At 62.0% G+C, this 18019-nt stretch carries 16 protein-coding genes; 8 read left to right on the forward strand and 8 right to left on the reverse strand.

Annotated features, from left to right (window positions below):
* Positions 1-93 precede the first annotated feature (93 nt).
* Positions 94-873, forward strand: coding sequence for an NAD kinase (locus tag ABCW43_RS03560; protein ID WP_345922127.1), 780 nt, complete (start codon positions 94-96; stop codon positions 871-873).
* Between the two features lie 67 nt (positions 874-940).
* Here the strand turns inward: ABCW43_RS03560 and ABCW43_RS03565 are convergent, their stop codons facing one another.
* Positions 941-1597 carry a TetR/AcrR family transcriptional regulator gene (locus ABCW43_RS03565; protein WP_345922128.1) on the reverse strand — a complete coding sequence of 219 codons (657 nt, stop codon included), beginning with the start codon at positions 1595-1597 and terminating at the stop codon, positions 941-943.
* A 170-nt stretch (positions 1598-1767) separates the two neighbouring features.
* On the opposite strand from ABCW43_RS03565, the gene ABCW43_RS03570 reads away from it, so the two are divergent.
* Positions 1768-2973: a multidrug effflux MFS transporter gene (locus ABCW43_RS03570; RefSeq protein WP_345922129.1), complete on the forward strand. Its 1206-nt coding sequence runs from the start codon at positions 1768-1770 to the stop codon at positions 2971-2973.
* A 78-nt stretch (positions 2974-3051) separates the two neighbouring features.
* Here ABCW43_RS03570 and prfB read toward each other — a convergent pair.
* The 3 genes from prfB to ABCW43_RS03585 form a co-directional block, all read right to left on the reverse strand.
* Positions 3052-4183 (reverse strand): peptide chain release factor 2 gene (gene prfB, locus ABCW43_RS03575; protein WP_345922130.1). Its coding sequence is split into 2 segments (ribosomal slippage): positions 3052-4113 and positions 4115-4183, totalling 1131 coding nucleotides; the frame shifts between segments, so codons are not numbered across the junction.
* Positions 4184-4294: 111 nt separating this feature from the next.
* A complete protein-coding gene (locus ABCW43_RS03580) occupies positions 4295-6766 on the reverse strand; it encodes a penicillin-binding protein 1A (protein WP_345922131.1) in 2472 nt (823 codons plus the stop codon).
* A 255-nt stretch (positions 6767-7021) separates the two neighbouring features.
* Positions 7022-8191 carry an N-acetylmuramoyl-L-alanine amidase gene (locus ABCW43_RS03585; protein WP_345922132.1) on the reverse strand — a complete coding sequence of 390 codons (1170 nt, stop codon included), beginning with the start codon at positions 8189-8191 and terminating at the stop codon, positions 7022-7024.
* 706 nt (positions 8192-8897) lie between these two features.
* Here ABCW43_RS03585 and ABCW43_RS03590 point away from each other — a divergent pair.
* The 6 genes from ABCW43_RS03590 to aat all read left to right on the forward strand — a co-directional run bounded on the left by ABCW43_RS03590 (position 8898) and on the right by aat (position 16020).
* A complete protein-coding gene (locus ABCW43_RS03590; RefSeq protein WP_345922133.1) occupies positions 8898-11900 on the forward strand; it encodes an Rne/Rng family ribonuclease in 3003 nt (1000 codons plus the stop codon).
* 305 nt (positions 11901-12205) lie between these two features.
* Positions 12206-12982, forward strand: coding sequence for a DsbA family protein (locus tag ABCW43_RS03595; protein WP_445738889.1), 777 nt, complete (start codon positions 12206-12208; stop codon positions 12980-12982).
* Between the two features lie 134 nt (positions 12983-13116).
* Positions 13117-13554, forward strand: coding sequence for a type II 3-dehydroquinate dehydratase (gene aroQ / locus ABCW43_RS03600; protein ID WP_345922134.1), 438 nt, complete (start codon positions 13117-13119; stop codon positions 13552-13554).
* A 28-nt stretch (positions 13555-13582) separates the two neighbouring features.
* Positions 13583-14038: an acetyl-CoA carboxylase biotin carboxyl carrier protein gene (gene accB, locus ABCW43_RS03605; protein WP_345922135.1), complete on the forward strand. Its 456-nt coding sequence runs from the start codon at positions 13583-13585 to the stop codon at positions 14036-14038.
* A gap of 9 nt (positions 14039-14047) precedes the next feature.
* Positions 14048-15394, forward strand: coding sequence for an acetyl-CoA carboxylase biotin carboxylase subunit (accC, locus tag ABCW43_RS03610; protein ID WP_345922136.1), 1347 nt, complete (start codon positions 14048-14050; stop codon positions 15392-15394).
* 8 nt (positions 15395-15402) lie between these two features.
* On the forward strand, positions 15403-16020 hold the full coding sequence (gene aat / locus ABCW43_RS03615) for a leucyl/phenylalanyl-tRNA--protein transferase (protein ID WP_345922137.1): 618 nt from the start codon (positions 15403-15405) through the stop codon (positions 16018-16020).
* Positions 16021-16026: 6 nt separating this feature from the next.
* Here aat and ABCW43_RS03620 read toward each other — a convergent pair whose 3' ends face one another.
* The 4 genes from ABCW43_RS03620 to ABCW43_RS03635 form a co-directional block, all read right to left on the reverse strand.
* Positions 16027-16455 (reverse strand): DUF2155 domain-containing protein, encoded by a 429-nt coding sequence (locus tag ABCW43_RS03620; protein ID WP_210011549.1) that lies wholly within the window; start codon positions 16453-16455, stop codon positions 16027-16029.
* 66 nt (positions 16456-16521) lie between these two features.
* Positions 16522-16920: an NADH:ubiquinone oxidoreductase subunit NDUFA12 gene (locus tag ABCW43_RS03625; protein WP_345922138.1), complete on the reverse strand. Its 399-nt coding sequence runs from the start codon at positions 16918-16920 to the stop codon at positions 16522-16524.
* Positions 16921-17023: 103 nt separating this feature from the next.
* A complete protein-coding gene (locus tag ABCW43_RS03630; protein WP_345922139.1) occupies positions 17024-17485 on the reverse strand; it encodes a GNAT family N-acetyltransferase in 462 nt (153 codons plus the stop codon).
* Positions 17486-17510: 25 nt separating this feature from the next.
* The gene (locus tag ABCW43_RS03635) at positions 17511-18017 is read right to left on the reverse strand and encodes a GNAT family N-acetyltransferase (protein WP_345922140.1); all 507 of its coding nucleotides are present in this window, start codon (positions 18015-18017) and stop codon (positions 17511-17513) included.
* Between the last annotated feature and the right edge of the window lie 2 nt (positions 18018-18019).

Consider the following 18019-nt stretch of genomic DNA (forward strand, 5'->3'; position numbering starts at 1 on the left):
GCGCCGGCATGCTCCTGTCACAGGATCGTGTTAGCTCACCTGGTTACAGCCTCCCTTGCGCGCCCCATCGGGCGGCGGCACCCTTAAAGGCCCGTGTTCATGTCGTTCCAGACGAACAAGCTCTCCATCATCGCCTCCACCGCCCCTGAAGCACAATCGGCGCTGGAAGAGCTTGTGCGGCTTTATGGCAACGTGCCGACCGCGGATGCCGACGTCATCGTCGCGCTCGGCGGCGACGGTTTCATGCTGCAGACACTGCACGACACGATCCATACGGGCAAACGAGTCTATGGGATGAATTGCGGCTCGGTCGGCTTCCTGCTGAACGACTATCGCGCCGAGAAACTCCACGAACGGGTGGCCGAATCGGTCGAGAACGAATTTCATCCGCTCAAGATGACGACAGTGAACGAAGATGGCTCGACATCCGTGGCGCTTGCCATCAACGAGGTCTATCTTTTCCGGCAATCCTATCAGGCGGCAAAGCTCAGGGTCGAGATCGACGGCCATGTGCGGCTGGAAGAGCTGATCTGCGACGGGCTGATGATCGCGACGCCCGCCGGTTCGACCGCCTACAATTTGTCGGCACACGGGCCGATCCTGCCGCTGGAAGCGCCGCTGCTCGCCATGACGCCGGTCTCGGCCTTCCGTCCGCGGCGCTGGCGCGGCGCGCTGCTGCCGAACCACGTCTGCGTCGATATCCACATCCTCGAACCGGAAAAGCGGCCGGTCAATGCGGTTGCCGACAATACCGAGGTGAAGTCGGTGCTGAAGGTGCGGGTAGCGCAATCGACTGAAATCACCGCCCGCATCCTGTCCGATCCCAACCATTCCTGGTCCGACCGGATTCTCGCCGAGCAGTTCAACAACTGACTCAGCGTCAGCGTGCGTGACACAGCGTCAACGCATGCGAATAAAGCCCCTTGCGCTGACGTAAAGCTCAGCGCCTCGGGGCAAAGGCGCGCAAAAAAGTGCGGGTGGCGTTCGCAGCCATCTGGTCGATTTCCGATTCCGGCGTCTGGCGGCCCATCTGCTGGTCGTAGCGAAGGTCGGCCGCCAGAAGCGCCATATACTGGCGGGCGGCGAGCGTCGGATCGTCGATCTCGAGATAACCGCCATGGGCGAGTTGCGCCAGACGTGCCGCAATCGCCGGATATTTCTTGCCCGGCCCGTATTCCTTCCAGGTTTCGAAAAGCTCAGGGAAGCGGGCGCCCTCCGTTTCGACCACCTTGCGCAGCCAGCGGCCGTTCGGGTCGCAGATCGCCTTGCGCAGGAGCTGGGCCGAGAAATGCGTCAGTTCCGTCTCGATATCCTGCGGTGCCACGGGGAAAGTATCGAGCACGCGAAAGAAACCGGCGCTGGAGCGGTCGGTGATTTCGGCGACCACGACCTTGAAAAGATTATCCTTGTCGCCCAGCTGATTGTAGATGGTCTGGCGCGACACCCCTGCCCTTGCCGCGATCGCGTCGATGCTGGCGCCGCCAAAGCCTTCCTGGGCAAAAACATCGGCCGCAGCGTTGAGGATCGCCTGGCGCTTGTTCCGCGCCGGCGGCCAGGTGTCGTAATCGCGCGGAAGTTCGGCAGACGAATTTTTCATGACATCACTATAACGGGGCTTGACGGATTGGACAATTGTGTCCAAAATATTTTACATGATTGTTTAGGCCTATCCTCCCAAACGCGGCCGGCTCTCATATTCATCTCCCATAATCGTCCTCGCCCTGCCGTTACCACGGCAGATGTGGTGACGGGAAAGGTATTTTCCAAATGCAAAGCAGAGCTCCTTCGCATGCCCTGTCGCTCGGGCTGCTCTCCGCTATAGGGCTTTTCGCCCTCGACATGTATCTCCCGGCATTGCCGACCATCAGCGTAAATCTCAATGCCGACAGCCATGAGGTGCAGGCGAGCCTGATCTCCTTCTTCGCCGCCATGGCGGTTTCGCAGATCGTCTACGGTCCGCTCTCCGACATGTTCGGCCGCAAGAAGCCGCTCTATGTCGGTCTCGCCCTTTATGCCATCGGGGCTGTCGGCTGCGCGCTGTCGCCGTCGATCGAGTGGCTGATCGCCTTCCGGTTCCTGCAGGGCATGGGGGCGTGCGCCGGCGTTGTCATCTCCCGCGCCATCGTCCGCGACCTGCATACCGGTCCGGCTGCGGCCCAGCTGATGTCGCGGCTGATGCTGGTGTTCAGCGTCTCGCCGATCCTCGCCCCGCTTGCCGGCAGCATCGTCACCGTGTTCGGCGACTGGCGGCTGATCTTCTGGGTCATGGTCGGTGCAGGTGCCGTCGGGGCCGTGGTTGCGGTGTTTTTCCTTGAGGAAACCCGCCTGCCCGCCGCGCGCAGTGAAAGCAGTCTCGCCGGCGCGCTCAGGTCCTATGGCACGCTGCTGCGGGATCCCTACTATCTCGGGCTGGTGCTGATCGCCTCCTTCGGCATGTCGAGCTACATGATCTACGTGGCGAACTCGTCCTTCGTGCTGATCCAGCATTACGGCCTGTCGCCGACCTTCTACAGCATCGTCTTCTCGTGCAATGCGGTCGCCTTCATCGGCATGTCACAGCTGAACGGCTGGCTCTCCCGCAAGATCGGGCTTCGCAAAGTGATCCGCGGCGCGGTGTTCGGTTATTCGACGATGATGATGCTGCTGGCACTGGTCACCTCGCTGGGCGTCGATCGTCTCGACGTCATGGCAGCCTTCCTGTTCGGCGGCTACGGGTTCCTGGGCATGATCATTCCGACGGCGGCGGTGCTGGCGCTCGAACACCATGGCCGGATCGCGGGAACGGCGTCGGCGATGATGGGTACGATCCAGTTCGTGACGTCTGCGGTCGTGATCGGCCTCGGCGGCATGTTCGTCGACGGAACTTCGCTGCCGATGGTCACGGTCATCGCGGTGTGCTCGGTCATCGTCTTCCTGCTGTCGCTTGTCGTGCTGCGCAGCCGCCAAGGCGCCATGGCGGCCGCGGCGGAATAACCAGCCTACCCATACAACGGAAAGCGGCCGGACTTTGCTAAGTCCGGCCGCTTTCGTTTGTGATTCTTCCACGGATCGTCAATCGACGTCAGCGACGTCCACATCCGGCTTGCCGCTGATGCGATGCGCCAGGGCCGCTTCCATGAACGGATTGATATCTCCGTCCAGCACGTCGTCGGGGGCGGTGCTGGTCACGCCCGTGCGCAGGTCCTTGACCATCTGGTAGGGCTGCAGAACGTAGGAGCGAATCTGGTGACCCCAGCCGATATCGGACTTGGAAGCCGCCTCAGCGTTCGCCGCGTCCTCGCGCTTCTTCAACTCCGCTTCGTAGAGCCGCGCACGCAGCATGTCCCAGGCCTTGGCCTTGTTCTTGTGCTGCGAGCGTTCCTGCTGGCACTGCACCACGATGCCCGAGGGAATGTGGGTGATGCGCACCGCCGAGTCGGTGGTGTTGACGTGCTGTCCGCCGGCGCCCGAGGACCGGTAGGTGTCGATGCGGCAATCGCTCTCGTTGATCTCGATGTTGATCGAGTCGTCGATGACCGGGTAAACCCAGATGGACGAGAACGAGGTGTGACGACGGGCGTTGCTGTCATAGGGCGAAATGCGGACCAGGCGGTGAACGCCCGATTCGGTCTTCAGCCAGCCATAAGCATTGTGGCCCTTGACGAGGATGGTCGCGGACTTGATGCCCGCTTCTTCGCCGTCATGCACTTCCAGCAGCTCGACCTTGAAACGCTGGCGTTCGGCCCAGCGGGTGTACATGCGCAGAAGCATGTTCGCCCAGTCCTGGCTTTCCGTGCCGCCGGCGCCGGAATGGACTTCGACATAGGTGTCGTTGCCGTCCGCCTCGCCCGAGAGCATGGCTTCCACCTGGCGCCGGCCGGATTCCGCCTTCAGCGCCTTCAGCGCGTCCTCGGCTTCCTTGACGATCGCTTCGTCGCCTTCTTCCTCGCCGAGTTCGATGAGCTCGATATTGTCGTTGAGCTGTTGCTCCATGGCCTTGACGCCATTGATGCCGTCTTCGAGCTGCTGGCGCTCGCGCATCAGCTTCTGCGCCTCGGCGGCATCGTTCCAGAGGTTGGGATCCTCCGACTTGTTGTTCAACCAGTCCAGTCGTCTTACCGCCTGATCCCAGTCAAAGATGCCTCCTCAGCAGGCTTATGGCCTGCTTGATTTCGTCGACTACATTGATGATTTCCGCACGCATGGCGCTTGTTCTTCGCTCTTTGTGTTGGGGTTTTAGATTGCCCGTGGACATAGTTGTACCAGACCCGGATGTAAAGGCCCGGGCCTCTGGCGCAATCCGCTTCGAATGGGATCAGAAGAGACCCGGCATGCCCGAGGTGACGGCCTGCTGCGCCTGGGGCGAGTTGGTGAAGATCTGGTCCTGGGTCATGTATTCGCCGTCGCCGATGACCTGGAAGACGTCGGCCGGGCCGGTGCCGGGCTTGAAGGCCTCGACGATCGTGTCCGGCTGGCCTTCCATGGCCGCCATGCCGGTCTTGCGGTTGACGGCGACGAGCTGCATGCCCTCCGGCACGTGGAACTTCTCGGCCGGCGTCAGCTTGGCCGCCTGGGCGAGAAACTCGCCGAAAATAGGCGCGGCAAGGCCGCTGCCGGTGCCCGCACGGCCGAGCGGTGCCGGCGTGTCGAAGCCGATGTAAAGACCGGCGACGAGGTTCGGCGTGAAGCCGACGAACCATGCATCCTTTTCATCGTTGGTGGTGCCGGTCTTGCCAGCGACGTCGCGGTCCTTGACCGGGATCTTGCCGGCGGCCGTGCCGCGCAGGACGACGCCCTGCATCATCGACGTGATCTGGTAGGCGGTCATCGGGTCGAGAACCTGCTCGCGGTTGTCGACGATGCTCGGTTCTTCCTGGTTGGCCCAGTCATTGAAGTTGCAGCCGTCGCAGGCGCGTTCCTCGTGACGGAAGATGGTCTTGCCGTAGCGGTCCTGGATGCGGTCGATGACGGTCGGCTTGATCTGCTTGCCGCCATTGGCGATGACCGCGTAGGCGGAGACCATGCGCATGACGGTCGTTTCACCCGAACCAAGCGACATGGCGAGAACCGGCAGCATCTTGTCGTAGATGCCGAAACGCTCGGCATATTCGGCAACCAGTTCCATGCCCATGTCCTGCGCCAGGCGAACGGTCATCTGGTTGCGGGATTTTTCGATGCCGGTGCGCAGCGTCGAGGGGCCGCCCGAGTCGCCGCCGTAATTGTCCGGCCGCCAGACCTGACCGCCCGAGACGATCTCGATCGGCGCGTCGAGAATGACCGATGCGGGCGTATAGCCGTTATCGAGCGCGGCCGAGTAGACGAAGGGCTTGAACGACGAACCCGGCTGGCGCATTGCCTGGGTGGCGCGGTTGAATTCCGATTGCGCATAAGAGAAGCCGCCGGCCATCGCGAGAACGCGGCCCGTGTTCGGATCCATCGCGACGAGGCCGCCCTGGACCTTCGGCGGCTGGCGCAGCCTGTAGGTCTTGGCCTGCGGATTGATCGGCTCCACGTAAACGACGTCGCCCGGCTTCAGCACGCCGTCCGGCGATTTCGCCGGCTTGCGGGTATCGGTCGAGTCCCGATAAGCCCACTTCATGTCGTCGGCATTGATCGTGCCCGTCTCGCGGGCCGCATCGACCTTGCCGGCCGCATCCGTCGAGGGCTGCAGGCCGATCGTGGCGGACTTTGCCGAAACCTCGATCACCACCGCGAGCTTCCATTCCGGCACGTCCGAAAGCGACTTCTGCTTGGCGAGTTCCGGTCCCCAGTCCGAGCTTCCAAGGGCGCCGGTCATGGCGATCTGAGCGATCGGTCCATGGAAACCACGGCGCTGGTCATATTCCACCAGACCGTTCTGGAGGGCGCTGCGGGCGATGACCTGAAGGTCGGGATCGAGCGAGGTGCGCACCGAAAGACCGCCTTCGTAGAGCGACTTGTCGCCGTAACGCTCGATGATCTGGCGTCGCACTTCTTCCGAGAAATAATCCGATGCGAAGACATGGGCGCCGGTACGGCGCTGCTTGACGCCGAGCGGCTGCTTCTTGGCGTCCTCGGCATCGGCCTGGGTGATGTAGCCGTTCTCGGCCATGCGGTCGACGACCCAGTTGCGGCGCTCGAGCGCTGCCTTTTCGCGGCGGAAGGGATGGTAGTTGGCAGGCCCCTTCGGAAGGGCGGCAAGATAGGCGGCCTCGGCCGTGGTCAGCTCGGTCACCGACTTGTCGAAATAGGTGAGTGCTGCGCCCGCGATGCCGTAGGAGTTGAGGCCGAAGAAAATCTCGTTCAGATAAAGTTCGAGGATCTTGTCCTTCGAATAGGTCTGCTCGATGCGGAAGGAGAGGATTGCTTCCTTGACCTTGCGGTCGATCGTCTGGTCGGCAGAGAGAAGGAAGTTCTTCGCCACCTGCTGGGTGATCGTCGAGGCGCCTTCGGGGCGACGGCCGGAACCGAGGTTCTGGAGGTTCGAGAGGACGGCTCGCCCAAGACCTGTGATGTCGATGCCGGGATGGCTGTAGAAATTCTTGTCTTCAGCAGACAGGAAGGCCGCCTTGACCCGATCCGGCACCGCCTGAATGGGCAGGAAGAGGCGCCGTTCGCGGGCATATTCCGCCATAAGGGCACCGTTGCCGGCATGAACGCGGGTAGCGACCGGCGGCTCGTAGGAGGCAAGTACCTCGTAGTTCGGCAGGTCCTTGGTCATCCCGGTGAGGTAGATACCCACGCCGGCAGCCACGACCAGAAACAGGACGCAGGCCAAACCAAAGAGATAACCAATCAATCTTACCATATCGGAGCTACCGTTCAGCTTTCATTCGGCGCGTGAAACACACCATCGCATGGTTAGAGGCGTTTTGCACGGTGATTGCACCAGCGCAAGGCGAAAGCGGATCAATTGCCCCTCGTCCATTGCGCCTGGTAATCATCGAGTAACCGCCCGAATGTGAGTAAAATAGGGCTCTTATCTGCAATTTCCGGTAACCGGCATCCCCTGCGCCATATTCGCAAGCGCCTGTGGCACCCGCGCCACGCGCGCCAGCCAGAATCAGCCGCCGTTCGCCACCGCGCGATCCCGATAGCGCCTGATCGCATCGACCATGCGGTCGATCACCTTCGAGCGCCACGACTCATCCAGCAACAGCTTTTCATCCTCGACATTGGACAGGAAGCCAAGTTCGAGGAGCACGGAGGGAATGTCCGGCGCGCGCAGAACCTGGAAGCCCGCATAACGGTGGGGATTGTTGATGAGCCCGATCTGCCCTTCGAAGGACTGGACGACATTGGTGGCGAGCGCGATCGAAAACGCCTGGGTCTCGCGCCGGGTCAGGTCGAGCAGGATATCGGCGACCTCGGGCGGGCCGCTCTGGAGCGTGTAGCCCGCGAGCTCGTCGGACAGGTTTTCGCGCGCGGCAAGATTTTCGGCCATGCGGTCGGAGGCCTTGTCAGACAGGGTATAGACGGTCGCGCCGCGAATGTCCTTCTGGCCGAGCGTATCGGCATGCAGGGATACGAAGAGATCGGCATGGCCCTGGCGGGCAAGCGTCACACGCTCGGAGAGCGACAGGAACGTATCGTCGTCGCGGGTCAGGAAGACCTTGATCCCCTCGACCTTCTTCAATCGCTCGGCAAGCGTCCTGGCGAACGCAAGCGTGATGGTCTTCTCCGGCGTCTTGGTGCCCGCCCCCGTCGCGCCGGCATCGATCCCACCATGCCCGGCATCGACCGCAACGGTAAAGACATTGTCCTTCTCGGTCATCATCAGCGCGTCCGGAGCCGCCGCAGTCGATATTGCCCAGTTCTGGGTCTTCACCAGATCGGCAAAAACCTCCTTGGAGGCCATTTCCGCATCGAGGACGAGCCGGTAGCTGCCGTTGTCATTCGACTGAACCTCGGCGATCGACAGTTTCACCGGCCTCTTGGCGGTGAGCACGATACGGGCGCTCGACTCGCCCATCGTGCCGTAGCGGATATCCTTGAAGAGACCCCGCGCGGACAGATCCTCGGCGGGAAAACCGAAAGCGGTCGCCGGCAGGTCGACGATCACCCGTTCCGGCGCGGCGACGTAGTGGACGGAGAATTCCGGCTTTTTCTCGAACTCGATGACGATCCGGGTGCGCGCCTCGTCGCCAGCGACCCGCGCGCTGAAGGCGAGAAGCGGCGGTTGGGGCGTAGCGCGGGCGGAACTCAGGGGAAAGGTCACGGCGAAGGCTAACAAGAGAAGAACCGCGCAAGCGATTCGCGCAAAAAAACGCTGCGGGCTTCCGCCGCAGGCTGTCGCTGCGCTTGCCTTTACATCCGCCCTCAAAACGCCACTCGCATTCAAAGCCCCGCCGCCTGTCGGACAACCCGCATCAAAGTGCCCGTTTTAGAAGGCATTTGCATGTCAAAAGATGCGAATCATCCACCCATTCCCTGCCATCCATAAGGGGTCTAATTCCATCGAGAATATGGCAAACTTGGCTTTTCCCTTGCTATTGTGACAGATAAACCATACAACGCCCGTGAGGGTTAAAGTGTTGACGGGATAGTCTGCCGATAGGCTGGCCAGCCTCTTCAGGACCTGGCGCCGAAGACCGACAGTCATCCGCCGTCGCTACACTTTTTCCTGATACACGATCCAACCGGCGGTGGCCGGAATAATACCGGGTGGCACGCCACCCACCGCTCATGCGGAGCACATTCATCGGGCCCATGCGGGCCTATGGTATCGTCATTCTCGTTTGGTTTTTGATGTCGCGGCACAATTTTCAGAACCTGGAGAGACCGAGGGAGCAACACGCCCCGTCATCTTTCCGGTTGCCGTCACAAACGCGCCCGGCGGGAACATCTTTATCCGGCGCAACGACCGCATTGCATGACAGGCCCGTCCTTGTGGCAGCCTTTTCTGCACTCCCCCGGCGGCGCCGAGGAGCAGAATTTCAATGGCAGACAAAATGCTTATCGACGCGTCTCACGAAGAGGAGACGCGCGTAGTTGTCGTTCGCGGTAACCGGATCGAGGAGTTCGATTTCGAATCGCAGCATAAGAAACAGATACGCGGCAATATCTATCTGGCGAAGGTGACGAGGGTCGAACCCTCACTGCAGGCCGCCTTCGTCGACTACGGCGGAAACCGTCACGGCTTCCTCGCCTTTGCTGAAATCCATCCCGACTATTATCAGATCCCGCTTGCCGATCGTCAGGCGCTGATGCAGCAGGAAGCCGAGGATCAGCGCAAGATCGCCGAGGCGGAAGCTGCTGATCCGGTAGTCGACCTTGCCCACCAGGAACAGCCGGATATCGGCATTTCCACCCCCCCAGCCGCCGCCGAGCCTCTAAGCGAAGCCGGCGCGGAAGCAACGGAAGCGAGCCCGGCCGAGGCCGTCGCTGCTGAAGAGGCCGAAAAGCCGAAGGCCAAGCCGCGCCGCAGTCGCGCCCGCAAGAAGCCGGCAGACGAAGCGCCCGCCGCGGAAGCCGCAGCATCCGAGGGCGAAAGCGCCCCCTCCTCCGAAAACAATGACGTCGACGGCTCGACGCCCGGCGAAATGGCCGCGATGGTCGATACCGATTCGATTTCGGAAGATGTCGATGCCCGCCGTGGCGGCCGCAACGACGATTTCGATGACGACGACGATGACGATCACGGCGAGAAGGAAGTGATCGAGTCGGTCGGTGCCGAAGACGCCATGGAAGAAGTTCCGGACCGCGTCGTGCGCAAGCCGCGCAAGCAGTACCGCATCCAGGAAGTCATCAAGCGCCGCCAGATCCTGCTCGTGCAGGTCGCCAAGGAAGAGCGCGGCAACAAGGGCGCGGCTCTCACCACCTATCTTTCGCTCGCCGGCCGTTATTCGGTGCTGATGCCGAACACGGCGCGTGGCGGCGGCATTTCCCGCAAGATCACCCAGCCGCAGGACCGCAAGCGCCTGAAGGAGATCGCCCGCGAACTCGACGTGCCGCAGGGCATGGGCGTGATCCTGCGCACCGCCGGTGCCAACCGCACCCGCGTCGAAGTCAAGCGCGACTTCGAATACCTGATGCGCCTTTGGGAAAACGTCCGCACTCTGACGCTGAACTCGACCGCGCCCTGCCTGGTCTATGAAGAAGGCTCGCTGATCAAGCGCTCGATCCGCGACCTCTACAACAAGGACATTTCCGAGATCATCGTGTCCGGCGAAGAAGGCTATCGTGAAGCGAAAGACTTCATGAAGATGCTGATGCCGAGCCACGCCAAGGTGGTCCAGCCCTATCGCGACCTGCATCCGATCTTTGCCCGCTCCGGCATCGAAGCGCAGCTCGACCGCATGCTGCAGCCGCAGGTGACGCTGAAGTCCGGCGGCTACCTGATCATGAACCAGACGGAAGCTCTCGTCGCCATCGACGTCAACTCCGGCCGTTCGACCCGCGAACACTCGATCGAGGAAACCGCGCTCCAGACCAACCTGGAAGCTGCCGAGGAAGTCGCCCGCCAGCTTCGCCTGCGCGACCTTGCCGGCCTGATCGTCATCGACTTCATCGACATGGAAGAGAAGCGCAACAACCGCGCCGTCGAGAAGAAGCTGAAGGATTGCCTGAAGAACGACCGCGCCCGCATCCAGGTCGGCCGCATCTCGCATTTCGGCCTGCTCGAAATGTCGCGCCAGCGCATCCGCGCTTCGGTTCTCGAATCGACGACGCAGATCTGCACCCATTGCGGCGGCACCGGCCATGTGCGCTCGCAGTCGTCGGTCGCCCTGCACGTGCTGCGCGGCGTCGAGGAATATCTGCTCAAGAACACCACGCATGACATCACCGTGCGCACCACGCCGGAGATTGCGCTCTATCTCCTCAACCACAAGCGTTCCAGCATCGTCGATTACGAGAACCGCTTCGGCGTCTCGATCTTCATCGAATCGGATGTCAGCATCGGCTCCAGCCACTTCGCGATCGATCGCGGCGAGCCGGTCGAAAACCCGGTCAAGATCGAAAGCCTGATGCAGTTCGCGGCCATCCCCGTCGAAGAGGACGATGACGACATCATCATCGAAGCCGACGAGGAAGAAGAAGATGAGACGGTCGCAGCGCCGGCGCAGCCGGCAGCTGCCAACGCCGAGCGCACCCAGCAGCAGGGCGATGACCCGAACGGCCGCAAGCGCAAGCGCCGCCGGCGTCGTCGCAACCGTGGCGGAGAAAAGGGCGGTGACGCCCAGACCGCCCAGGGCGGCAATGACGACATGGCCGACGGCGACGAGGACGGCGACGAAGGCGAGGACGACGTTTCCGAAGCCGGCGAAGCTTCCGACGCAACGGTTGCCGCCGATTCGGACTCGGAAGAAAACCGCCGCAAGCGCCGTCGCCGCGGCAAGCGCGGTGGTCGTCGCAATCGCAACGGTGAGGACGGACAGGAACTGAGCGCTTCGGAGGACAGCGAAGCAGCCGACGAAGACGCATCCAGCGAAGACGTCGCCGCCGTGCCGGCAGCAGCCGTAGCGGAAGCCTCTGAAGAGGTCGCAGCCGAGGCTGTGCCGGCTCTCGCAGCGGTTGAAGCGGCACCTGGCGGCAAGCCGGAAGCCAAGCCGCGCCGTTCGCGTCGTGGCAAGGCGGCGACTGCGGCCGACGCATCGGCTGCGGAAGAGGTCCCGGCTGCGGAAGAAGTTCAGGTGACTGTCGCCGCTCCGGCTCCGGTGGAAACCGTCGTCGAGCAGGTCGAGGCAGCACTCGGCGAAGAGCCGCAGGCCCCCGAGGCAGCTCCGGTCGCACAGACTCCCGTCGAAGAGACTCCCGCCGCAGCAGCCGAGCAGGCAGATGCCGGCGAAGCGAAGCCGGCCCGCGCCAACCGCGCGTCCAACATCTCGTCCTCAGCCGAGGCGGTGGTGAAGAGTTCCGACCCGGTGGCAGCGCCCGAGGCCGAAAACGACCCGTCGAAGCCAAAGAAAGCCGGCTGGTGGCAACGCCGCGGCTTCTTCTGAGCCTAACGAGAATCGATGAAACGGCCGCGCAAAACGCGGCCGTTTCTGTTTTTACGCCGCCTTCAGACTGAGAAACTGCATCAACGTCCTGCAGCAGCGAATCCGAAAACGCGGCCAGCCCCTTGAAATCAGACTCCATTCCCCGTCGGGTCCACCGGCCGGCCAAGCCTCATACGCAGTTGTGAACAGGTGGAAACCGGGCGGAAATGATTTTGAGGTTTTTTGGAAAGCCCGACTGGCTTACTTTGGGCACAAATCGCAACAATGGTGCGCGGGATTCGTGTGCCCGACCCAAGAGGATATGGATGACCCGCCTGTTCAAGACGCCCGTTTTCAAGACATTGGCCGCCGGCTCGATGCTGGCCCTGGCACTTTCCGCGGCCGCCCCGGCCGTCGCCCTGGACGACCAGCAGAAGAAGGAAATGGGAGAGTTCATCCGTCAATACCTGATCCAGAACCCCGAGGTGCTGGTCGAGGTCCAGAACGCGTTGGAAGCCAAGCAGCAGACCCAGCGCGTCGACCAGTCGACAAAGGCCATCGCTGACAACAAGCAGGAGATCTTCTCCTCGCCGAGCGACATCACGCTGGGCAATCCGAAAGCCGACGTCACGGTCGTCGAGTTCTTCGATTACAATTGCGGCTACTGCAAGCGGGCGCTTTCCGACATGGACGGCATCCTTTCCAAGGACAAGAACGTCCGCTTCATCCTGAAGGAATTCCCGATCCTCGGTCCGGACTCGATCGCCGCCCACCGGGTCGCCAACGCCGTACGCCTGGTCGCGCCTGAGAAATATGCGGAGTTCCACCGCGAACTGCTCGGCGGCAAGCCTCACGCCTCGGAAGCGACGGCCATCGCGGTCGCCAGTGCGCTCGGCGTCAAGGAGGCGGCGATCCGCAAGTCCATGGCCGACCAGCCGAACGACGACCTAGTGCGCGACGCCTACCGGCTCGCCAATGCGATCGGCATCACCGGCACGCCGACCTACGTGGTTGGCGACGAAGCCGTGTTCGGCGCTGTCGGCCTCGAGGCGATCGAGCAGAAGGTCGCAAACGTACGTGCCTGCGGCAAGGCGACCTGCTGACAGGGCAAGCCCTGACCAATAGATGTTCCATCGCAGTGGACTTGCGGCCTTTCGGCGCAGCGGGGGGCTTTCCCTTGCCGCGTCGGCGGTCTATAGGTGGCCCCTGAATTTCTGCATGGAACAATAGATCAGTGATGAGCAAGACGATCTTCGTCCTCAATGGCCCCAATCTCAATATGCTGGGCAAGCGCGAGCCGGGCATCTATGGCGCGGCCACGCTGAAGGACGTCGAGAAGGATTGTATCGCTGCCGGCAGGGAACTCGGCTTCGATGTCGATTTCCGCCAGAGCAATCACGAAGGCGTGCTGATCGACTGGATGCACGAGGCCAATGAAAAGGCCGTCGGCGTCGCCATCAACGCAGGCGCCTATACTCATACCTCGATCGCATTGCACGACGCCATCAAGGCGATCTCCGTGCCGGTGATCGAGCTTCATATCTCGAATGTCCACGCGCGGGAGGAATTCCGCCATCATTCGATGATCGCACCGGCGGTAAAGGGCGTGATCTGCGGTTTTGGCACCGCGAGCTACATTCTGGCGCTGCACGCCTTGAAAACCATTACCGCCTGACAAGATAAACAGAACAATAGGGTTTGCCATGTCTGACAAGAAGAACGGTATCGACAAGGGACTGATCCGCGACCTCGCGAACATCCTCAACGATACCGACCTCACCGAGATCGAAGTCGAACAGGACGATGTGCGTATTCGTGTGTCGCGCGTTGGTACGACTCAATATGTCCAGGCCCCGGTCGCAGCGCCCGCCTATGCCCCGGCTGCAGCGCCCGTAGCCGTCGCAGCGCCCGCAATCCAGGATAACAAGAACGCGGTCACTGCGCCGATGGTCGGCACCATCTACCTCTCCCCGGCCCCGGGTTCGCGCGCCTTCGTCGAAGTCGGTGCCACCGTCAAGGAAGGCCAGACGCTGCTGATCATCGAGGCCATGAAGACGATGAACCAGATCCCGTCGCCGCGCTCCGGCAAGGTCACGGAAATCCTGGTCAACGACGCTCAGCCCGTCGAGTATGGCCAGCCGCTCGTCGTCATCGAGTAAGGCGCATCCATGATTTCCAAGATCCTCATAGCCAACCGCGGTGAAATCGCGCTTCGCGTGCTTCGCGCCTGCAAGGAACTCGGCATCGCGACCGTCGCGGTCCATTCCACCGCGGACGCCGACGCCATGCACGTCCGGCTCGCCGACGAAAGCGTCTGCATCGGCCCGCCGCCGTCGCGCGACAGCTATCTGAACATCCATCAGATCGTCGCCGCCTGCGAAATCACCGGCGCCGACGCCGTGCATCCGGGCTACGGCTTCCTGTCGGAAAACGCCAAGTTCGCGGATATCCTCGACGCGCACGGCATCACCTTCATCGGCCCGACCGCCGACCATATCCGCATCATGGGCGACAAGATCACCGCCAAGCAGACTGCGCAGGAACTCGGCATTCCCGTGGTTCCCGGCTCGGATGGCGAAGTGAAGCCCGAGAACGCCATGGAGATCGCCCGCAAGATCGGTTTCCCGGTACTGATCAAGGCGACGGCCGGCGGCGGCGGACGCGGCATGAAGGTCGCCAAGACCGAGGCCGATCTCGACGAGGCCGTATCGACCGCCCGTTCCGAAGCGCTGGCCGCATTCGGCAATGACGCCGTCTACATGGAAAAGTATCTCGGGAAGCCCCGCCATATCGAAATCCAGGTGGTCGGCGACGGCGAAGGCAATGCCATTCATCTGGGCGAGCGCGACTGCTCGCTGCAGCGGCGGCACCAGAAGGTCTGGGAAGAAGCCAATTCCCCTGCCCTCAATGTCGAACAGCGGATGAAGATCGGCGAGATCTGCGCCGACGCGATGCGCAAGCTGAAATACCGCGGCGCCGGCACGATCGAGTTCCTCTACGAGAACGGCGAGTTCTATTTCATCGAAATGAATACCCGCCTTCAGGTCGAGCACCCGATCACCGAAGCGATCACCGGCATCGACCTCGTCCACGAACAGATCCGCGTCGCCTCCGGCGGCGGCCTGTCCGTCAAGCAGGAAGACATCGTGTTCTCCGGCCATGCCATCGAATGCCGCATCAATGCCGAGGACCCGCGCACCTTCGTGCCGTCGCCCGGCACGATCACGCATTTCCATGCACCGGGGGGCCTTGGCGTGCGTGTCGATTCGGGCGCCTATGCCGGCTACAAGATCCCGCCCTATTACGACAGCCTGATCGGCAAGCTGATCGTGCATGGACGCACCCGCGTCGAGTGCATGATGCGCCTGCGGCGCGTGCTGGACGAGTTCGTCGTGGACGGCATCAAGACGACGCTGCCGCTTTTCCAGGACCTCGTCGACAATCCGGATATCGCCAACGGCGATTATGACATACACTGGCTGGAGAAATATCTCGCCGGCGACAAGACGCATTAGGGAGATCGATGGCAGGGCGACGCGGCAGATATTACCCGGCGATAACCCCGGAAATCCTGTTGCGCGCCTATTCCATCGGCCTTTTCCCGATGGCCGAATCCGCCGATGACCCGGAAATCTTCTGGGTCGAACCGGAAATGCGCGGCATCCTGCCGCTCGACGCCTTCCATCTCTCCAAAAGTCTCGCCAAGGCGGTTCGCAGGACACCGCTCGACATCCGCTTCGACACGGCTTTCGAACGGGTGATCGCCTTCTGCGCCGAGCCGGCCGGCGACCGGCCGAGCACCTGGATCAACTCCACGATCCGCAAGCTCTACAACGAATTGCACCGCATGGGCCACGCGCACAGCGTCGAGGCCTTCGAGGGCGATGAACTGGTCGGCGGTCTCTATGGCGTCTCGCTCGGATCGGCCTTCTTCGGCGAGAGCATGTTTTCGAGGCGCACGAACGCCTCCAAGATCTGCCTCGTACATCTGGTGGAACGGCTTAGGAAAAACGGCTTTACCCTGCTCGATACGCAGTTCACGACCGAACATCTGAAGACGTTCGGCGCAATCGACATCCCCAAGAACGACTATCTCAAGCTGCTGAGGGTTGCGGTCGATTCACCGCACCTGAAATTCTAGAGAAAATCAGTTGGTCGCCTTTGGTGGCGGCACGTCGGATTTCTGTTTGCAGCCGGTCAGCCAGACGTCATAGATCGGATGTTCCACTGCATTGAGGCCGGGGCTGTCGGCGAACATCCAGCCGGTGAATATCCGGCGGATCTTGCGGTCGAGGGTGATCTCGTCGACTTCCACGAAACCGTCGATCTTCTGGGCTTCCGTCTCGTCGCGGGAATAACAGACCTTTGGCGTCACCTGCAGAGCGCCGTATTGGACGGTCTCGTTGACATAGACGTCGAATGTGGTGATGCGGCCGGTGATCTTGTCGATGCCGGCAAAGACCGCGACCGGGTTGTTCAGCCGCGCCGCAGATACACCATCCGCCGCAAGCACGGATGCCAGCGCGATCAACGCGCCGATCATTTGCTTGCGTGGAGAAACCGTCATCAATCCCATATGCTTCCCGTCCCGGCGATCCCGTCGGCGTCGAGACCTAGAGTGCGATTGTGGCCAAAACAGGTGTCAGTTGCCAGGCGTCCAGGCGTCGTAGTCGCCGGTGACGCGGGGGCGTTCGCCGGTGGCGGCAAGCGAGCCCTGCGGACGATAAGCAAGCGGCGTGCCGGTGCCGTTAGCCTTGTGCGCCTTTTCCCATTCGCGGGCCTTGTAGTCTTCCTTGGACGGCGGGACATCCGTGCGATAGTGCATCCAGCCATGCCAGCCGGGGCCAATCGCGGAGGCTTCGGCGTAATCCTTGTAGATCACCCAACGCTTCGGCTTGCCCCAGGAGGTCATCGGACCTTCGTAATAGACATTGCCGAGCTCGTCTTCGCCGACCTTCTTGCCGAAACGCCAGGTGAAGAACCGGGTGCCCATGGTCTGTCCGTTCCACCAGGTGAAGATCTGCAGCAGGAGGTTTTTCATGGATGTTCCGTCGGCTTGGCAAACAGGATGACGATCGAATTGGTTGATCCGCTTATGCCGCTTGGCGCCTTCGATGTCCAGTGATTCCAAATGTCGCGCACGGTCATTTGAGCTTCATCTTGAAGCCGAAATGGCTTTTGGCGAAACCGAGCCGTTCATAGAAGCGATGCGCATCGGTGCGGGCCATATTGGAGGTGAGTGCGACCTGGCGGCAATCGCGGCGCCTGGCTTCCTCTATCGCCTGTCCGATCATCTGGGCGCCGATGCCCTTGCCGCGCATGTCGCCGCGCGTCTGCACCGCCTCGATGATCATCGACAGCGATCCCCTGCCCGTCAGCGTGCGATTGAAGAGGATCTGGAACGTGCCGACCACCTCGCCTCCCAGCTCGGCGACGAAAAGCTGTTCGTTCTGAGAGGCATCGATGACGTTGAAGGCGCGCAGGTAGTCGTCGAAGGCGGCCTCGTCGGTCGTGTCGCCATGGCCGCCGAGATTATCCGCCGCAAACAGGGCGATGAGTTCGGGAAGATCGGCTTGCCGCGCCCTGCGGATCACGATGTCGGCCATGCAGGCTCCTCTTCGGGGTCAGGATCTAGCGCGACTCCAGCCGCTTCTCCATGATGATCGCCGGCAGACCGGAATTGGGAGCGCCCCATTCCTCCATCCGGTCGACCTCGGAAAACCCAAGCCGCTCGTAGAAATACATCGCGCGCACATTCGGCAGCGCTACCTCGACCCGCATGATCTCGGCATCCGGAAAACAGGTTTCGAGCTCGGCGAAGATATCGCGGCCAATGCCTTCGTTCTGGCAGGACGGCTTGACGTAGAGTTGGTGCAGCATCGCCGTCTTTGCCATTTTCGGATACATGGCCGCATAACCGATGCCGCCGATATTCTTGCCGTCGTCGGCGACCAGGAACTCGCCACCGCGCTTTTGGATGCGCGCCTTGACGGCGCCAGCAGAATGCCAGCCGTCGACCATTCTCCTGACCTTGTCGGCCCCGTAGAACGGATCATAGGTATCGTGAAAGGTCGCCGCCAGCAGCGCACGGATCTGCTCGACGTCAGCTTCACCGGCGGTGCGGACGAAGTAGACCATCG

It is taken from the genome of Neorhizobium tunisiense (assembly GCF_039631515.1).
Lineage (GTDB): Bacteria > Pseudomonadota > Alphaproteobacteria > Rhizobiales > Rhizobiaceae > Neorhizobium.

Bases quoted from the DNA above. Each gene is read 5' to 3' on its own strand.
- ABCW43_RS03580 (WP_345922131.1), bottom strand. From the start codon at position 6,766: ATGGTAAGATTGATTGGTTATCTCTTTGGTTTGGCCTGCGTCCTGTTT.
- ABCW43_RS03595 (WP_445738889.1), top strand. From the start codon at position 12,206: ATGACCCGCCTGTTCAAGACGCCCGTTTTCAAGACATTGGCCGCCGGC.
- ABCW43_RS03625 (WP_345922138.1), bottom strand. From the start codon at position 16,920: ATGAAAAACCTCCTGCTGCAGATCTTCACCTGGTGGAACGGACAGACC.
- ABCW43_RS03630 (WP_345922139.1), bottom strand. From the start codon at position 17,485: ATGGCCGACATCGTGATCCGCAGGGCGCGGCAAGCCGATCTTCCCGAA.
- accB (WP_345922135.1), top strand. From the start codon at position 13,583: ATGTCTGACAAGAAGAACGGTATCGACAAGGGACTGATCCGCGACCTC.
- ABCW43_RS03590 (WP_345922133.1), top strand. From the start codon at position 8,898: ATGGCAGACAAAATGCTTATCGACGCGTCTCACGAAGAGGAGACGCGC.
- ABCW43_RS03620 (WP_210011549.1), bottom strand. From the start codon at position 16,455: ATGGGATTGATGACGGTTTCTCCACGCAAGCAAATGATCGGCGCGTTG.
- ABCW43_RS03570 (WP_345922129.1), top strand. From the start codon at position 1,768: ATGCAAAGCAGAGCTCCTTCGCATGCCCTGTCGCTCGGGCTGCTCTCC.
- ABCW43_RS03635 (WP_345922140.1), bottom strand. From the start codon at position 18,017: ATGGTCTACTTCGTCCGCACCGCCGGTGAAGCTGACGTCGAGCAGATC.
- aroQ (WP_345922134.1), top strand. From the start codon at position 13,117: ATGAGCAAGACGATCTTCGTCCTCAATGGCCCCAATCTCAATATGCTG.
- aat (WP_345922137.1), top strand. From the start codon at position 15,403: ATGGCAGGGCGACGCGGCAGATATTACCCGGCGATAACCCCGGAAATC.
- ABCW43_RS03565 (WP_345922128.1), bottom strand. From the start codon at position 1,597: ATGAAAAATTCGTCTGCCGAACTTCCGCGCGATTACGACACCTGGCCG.
- accC (WP_345922136.1), top strand. From the start codon at position 14,048: ATGATTTCCAAGATCCTCATAGCCAACCGCGGTGAAATCGCGCTTCGC.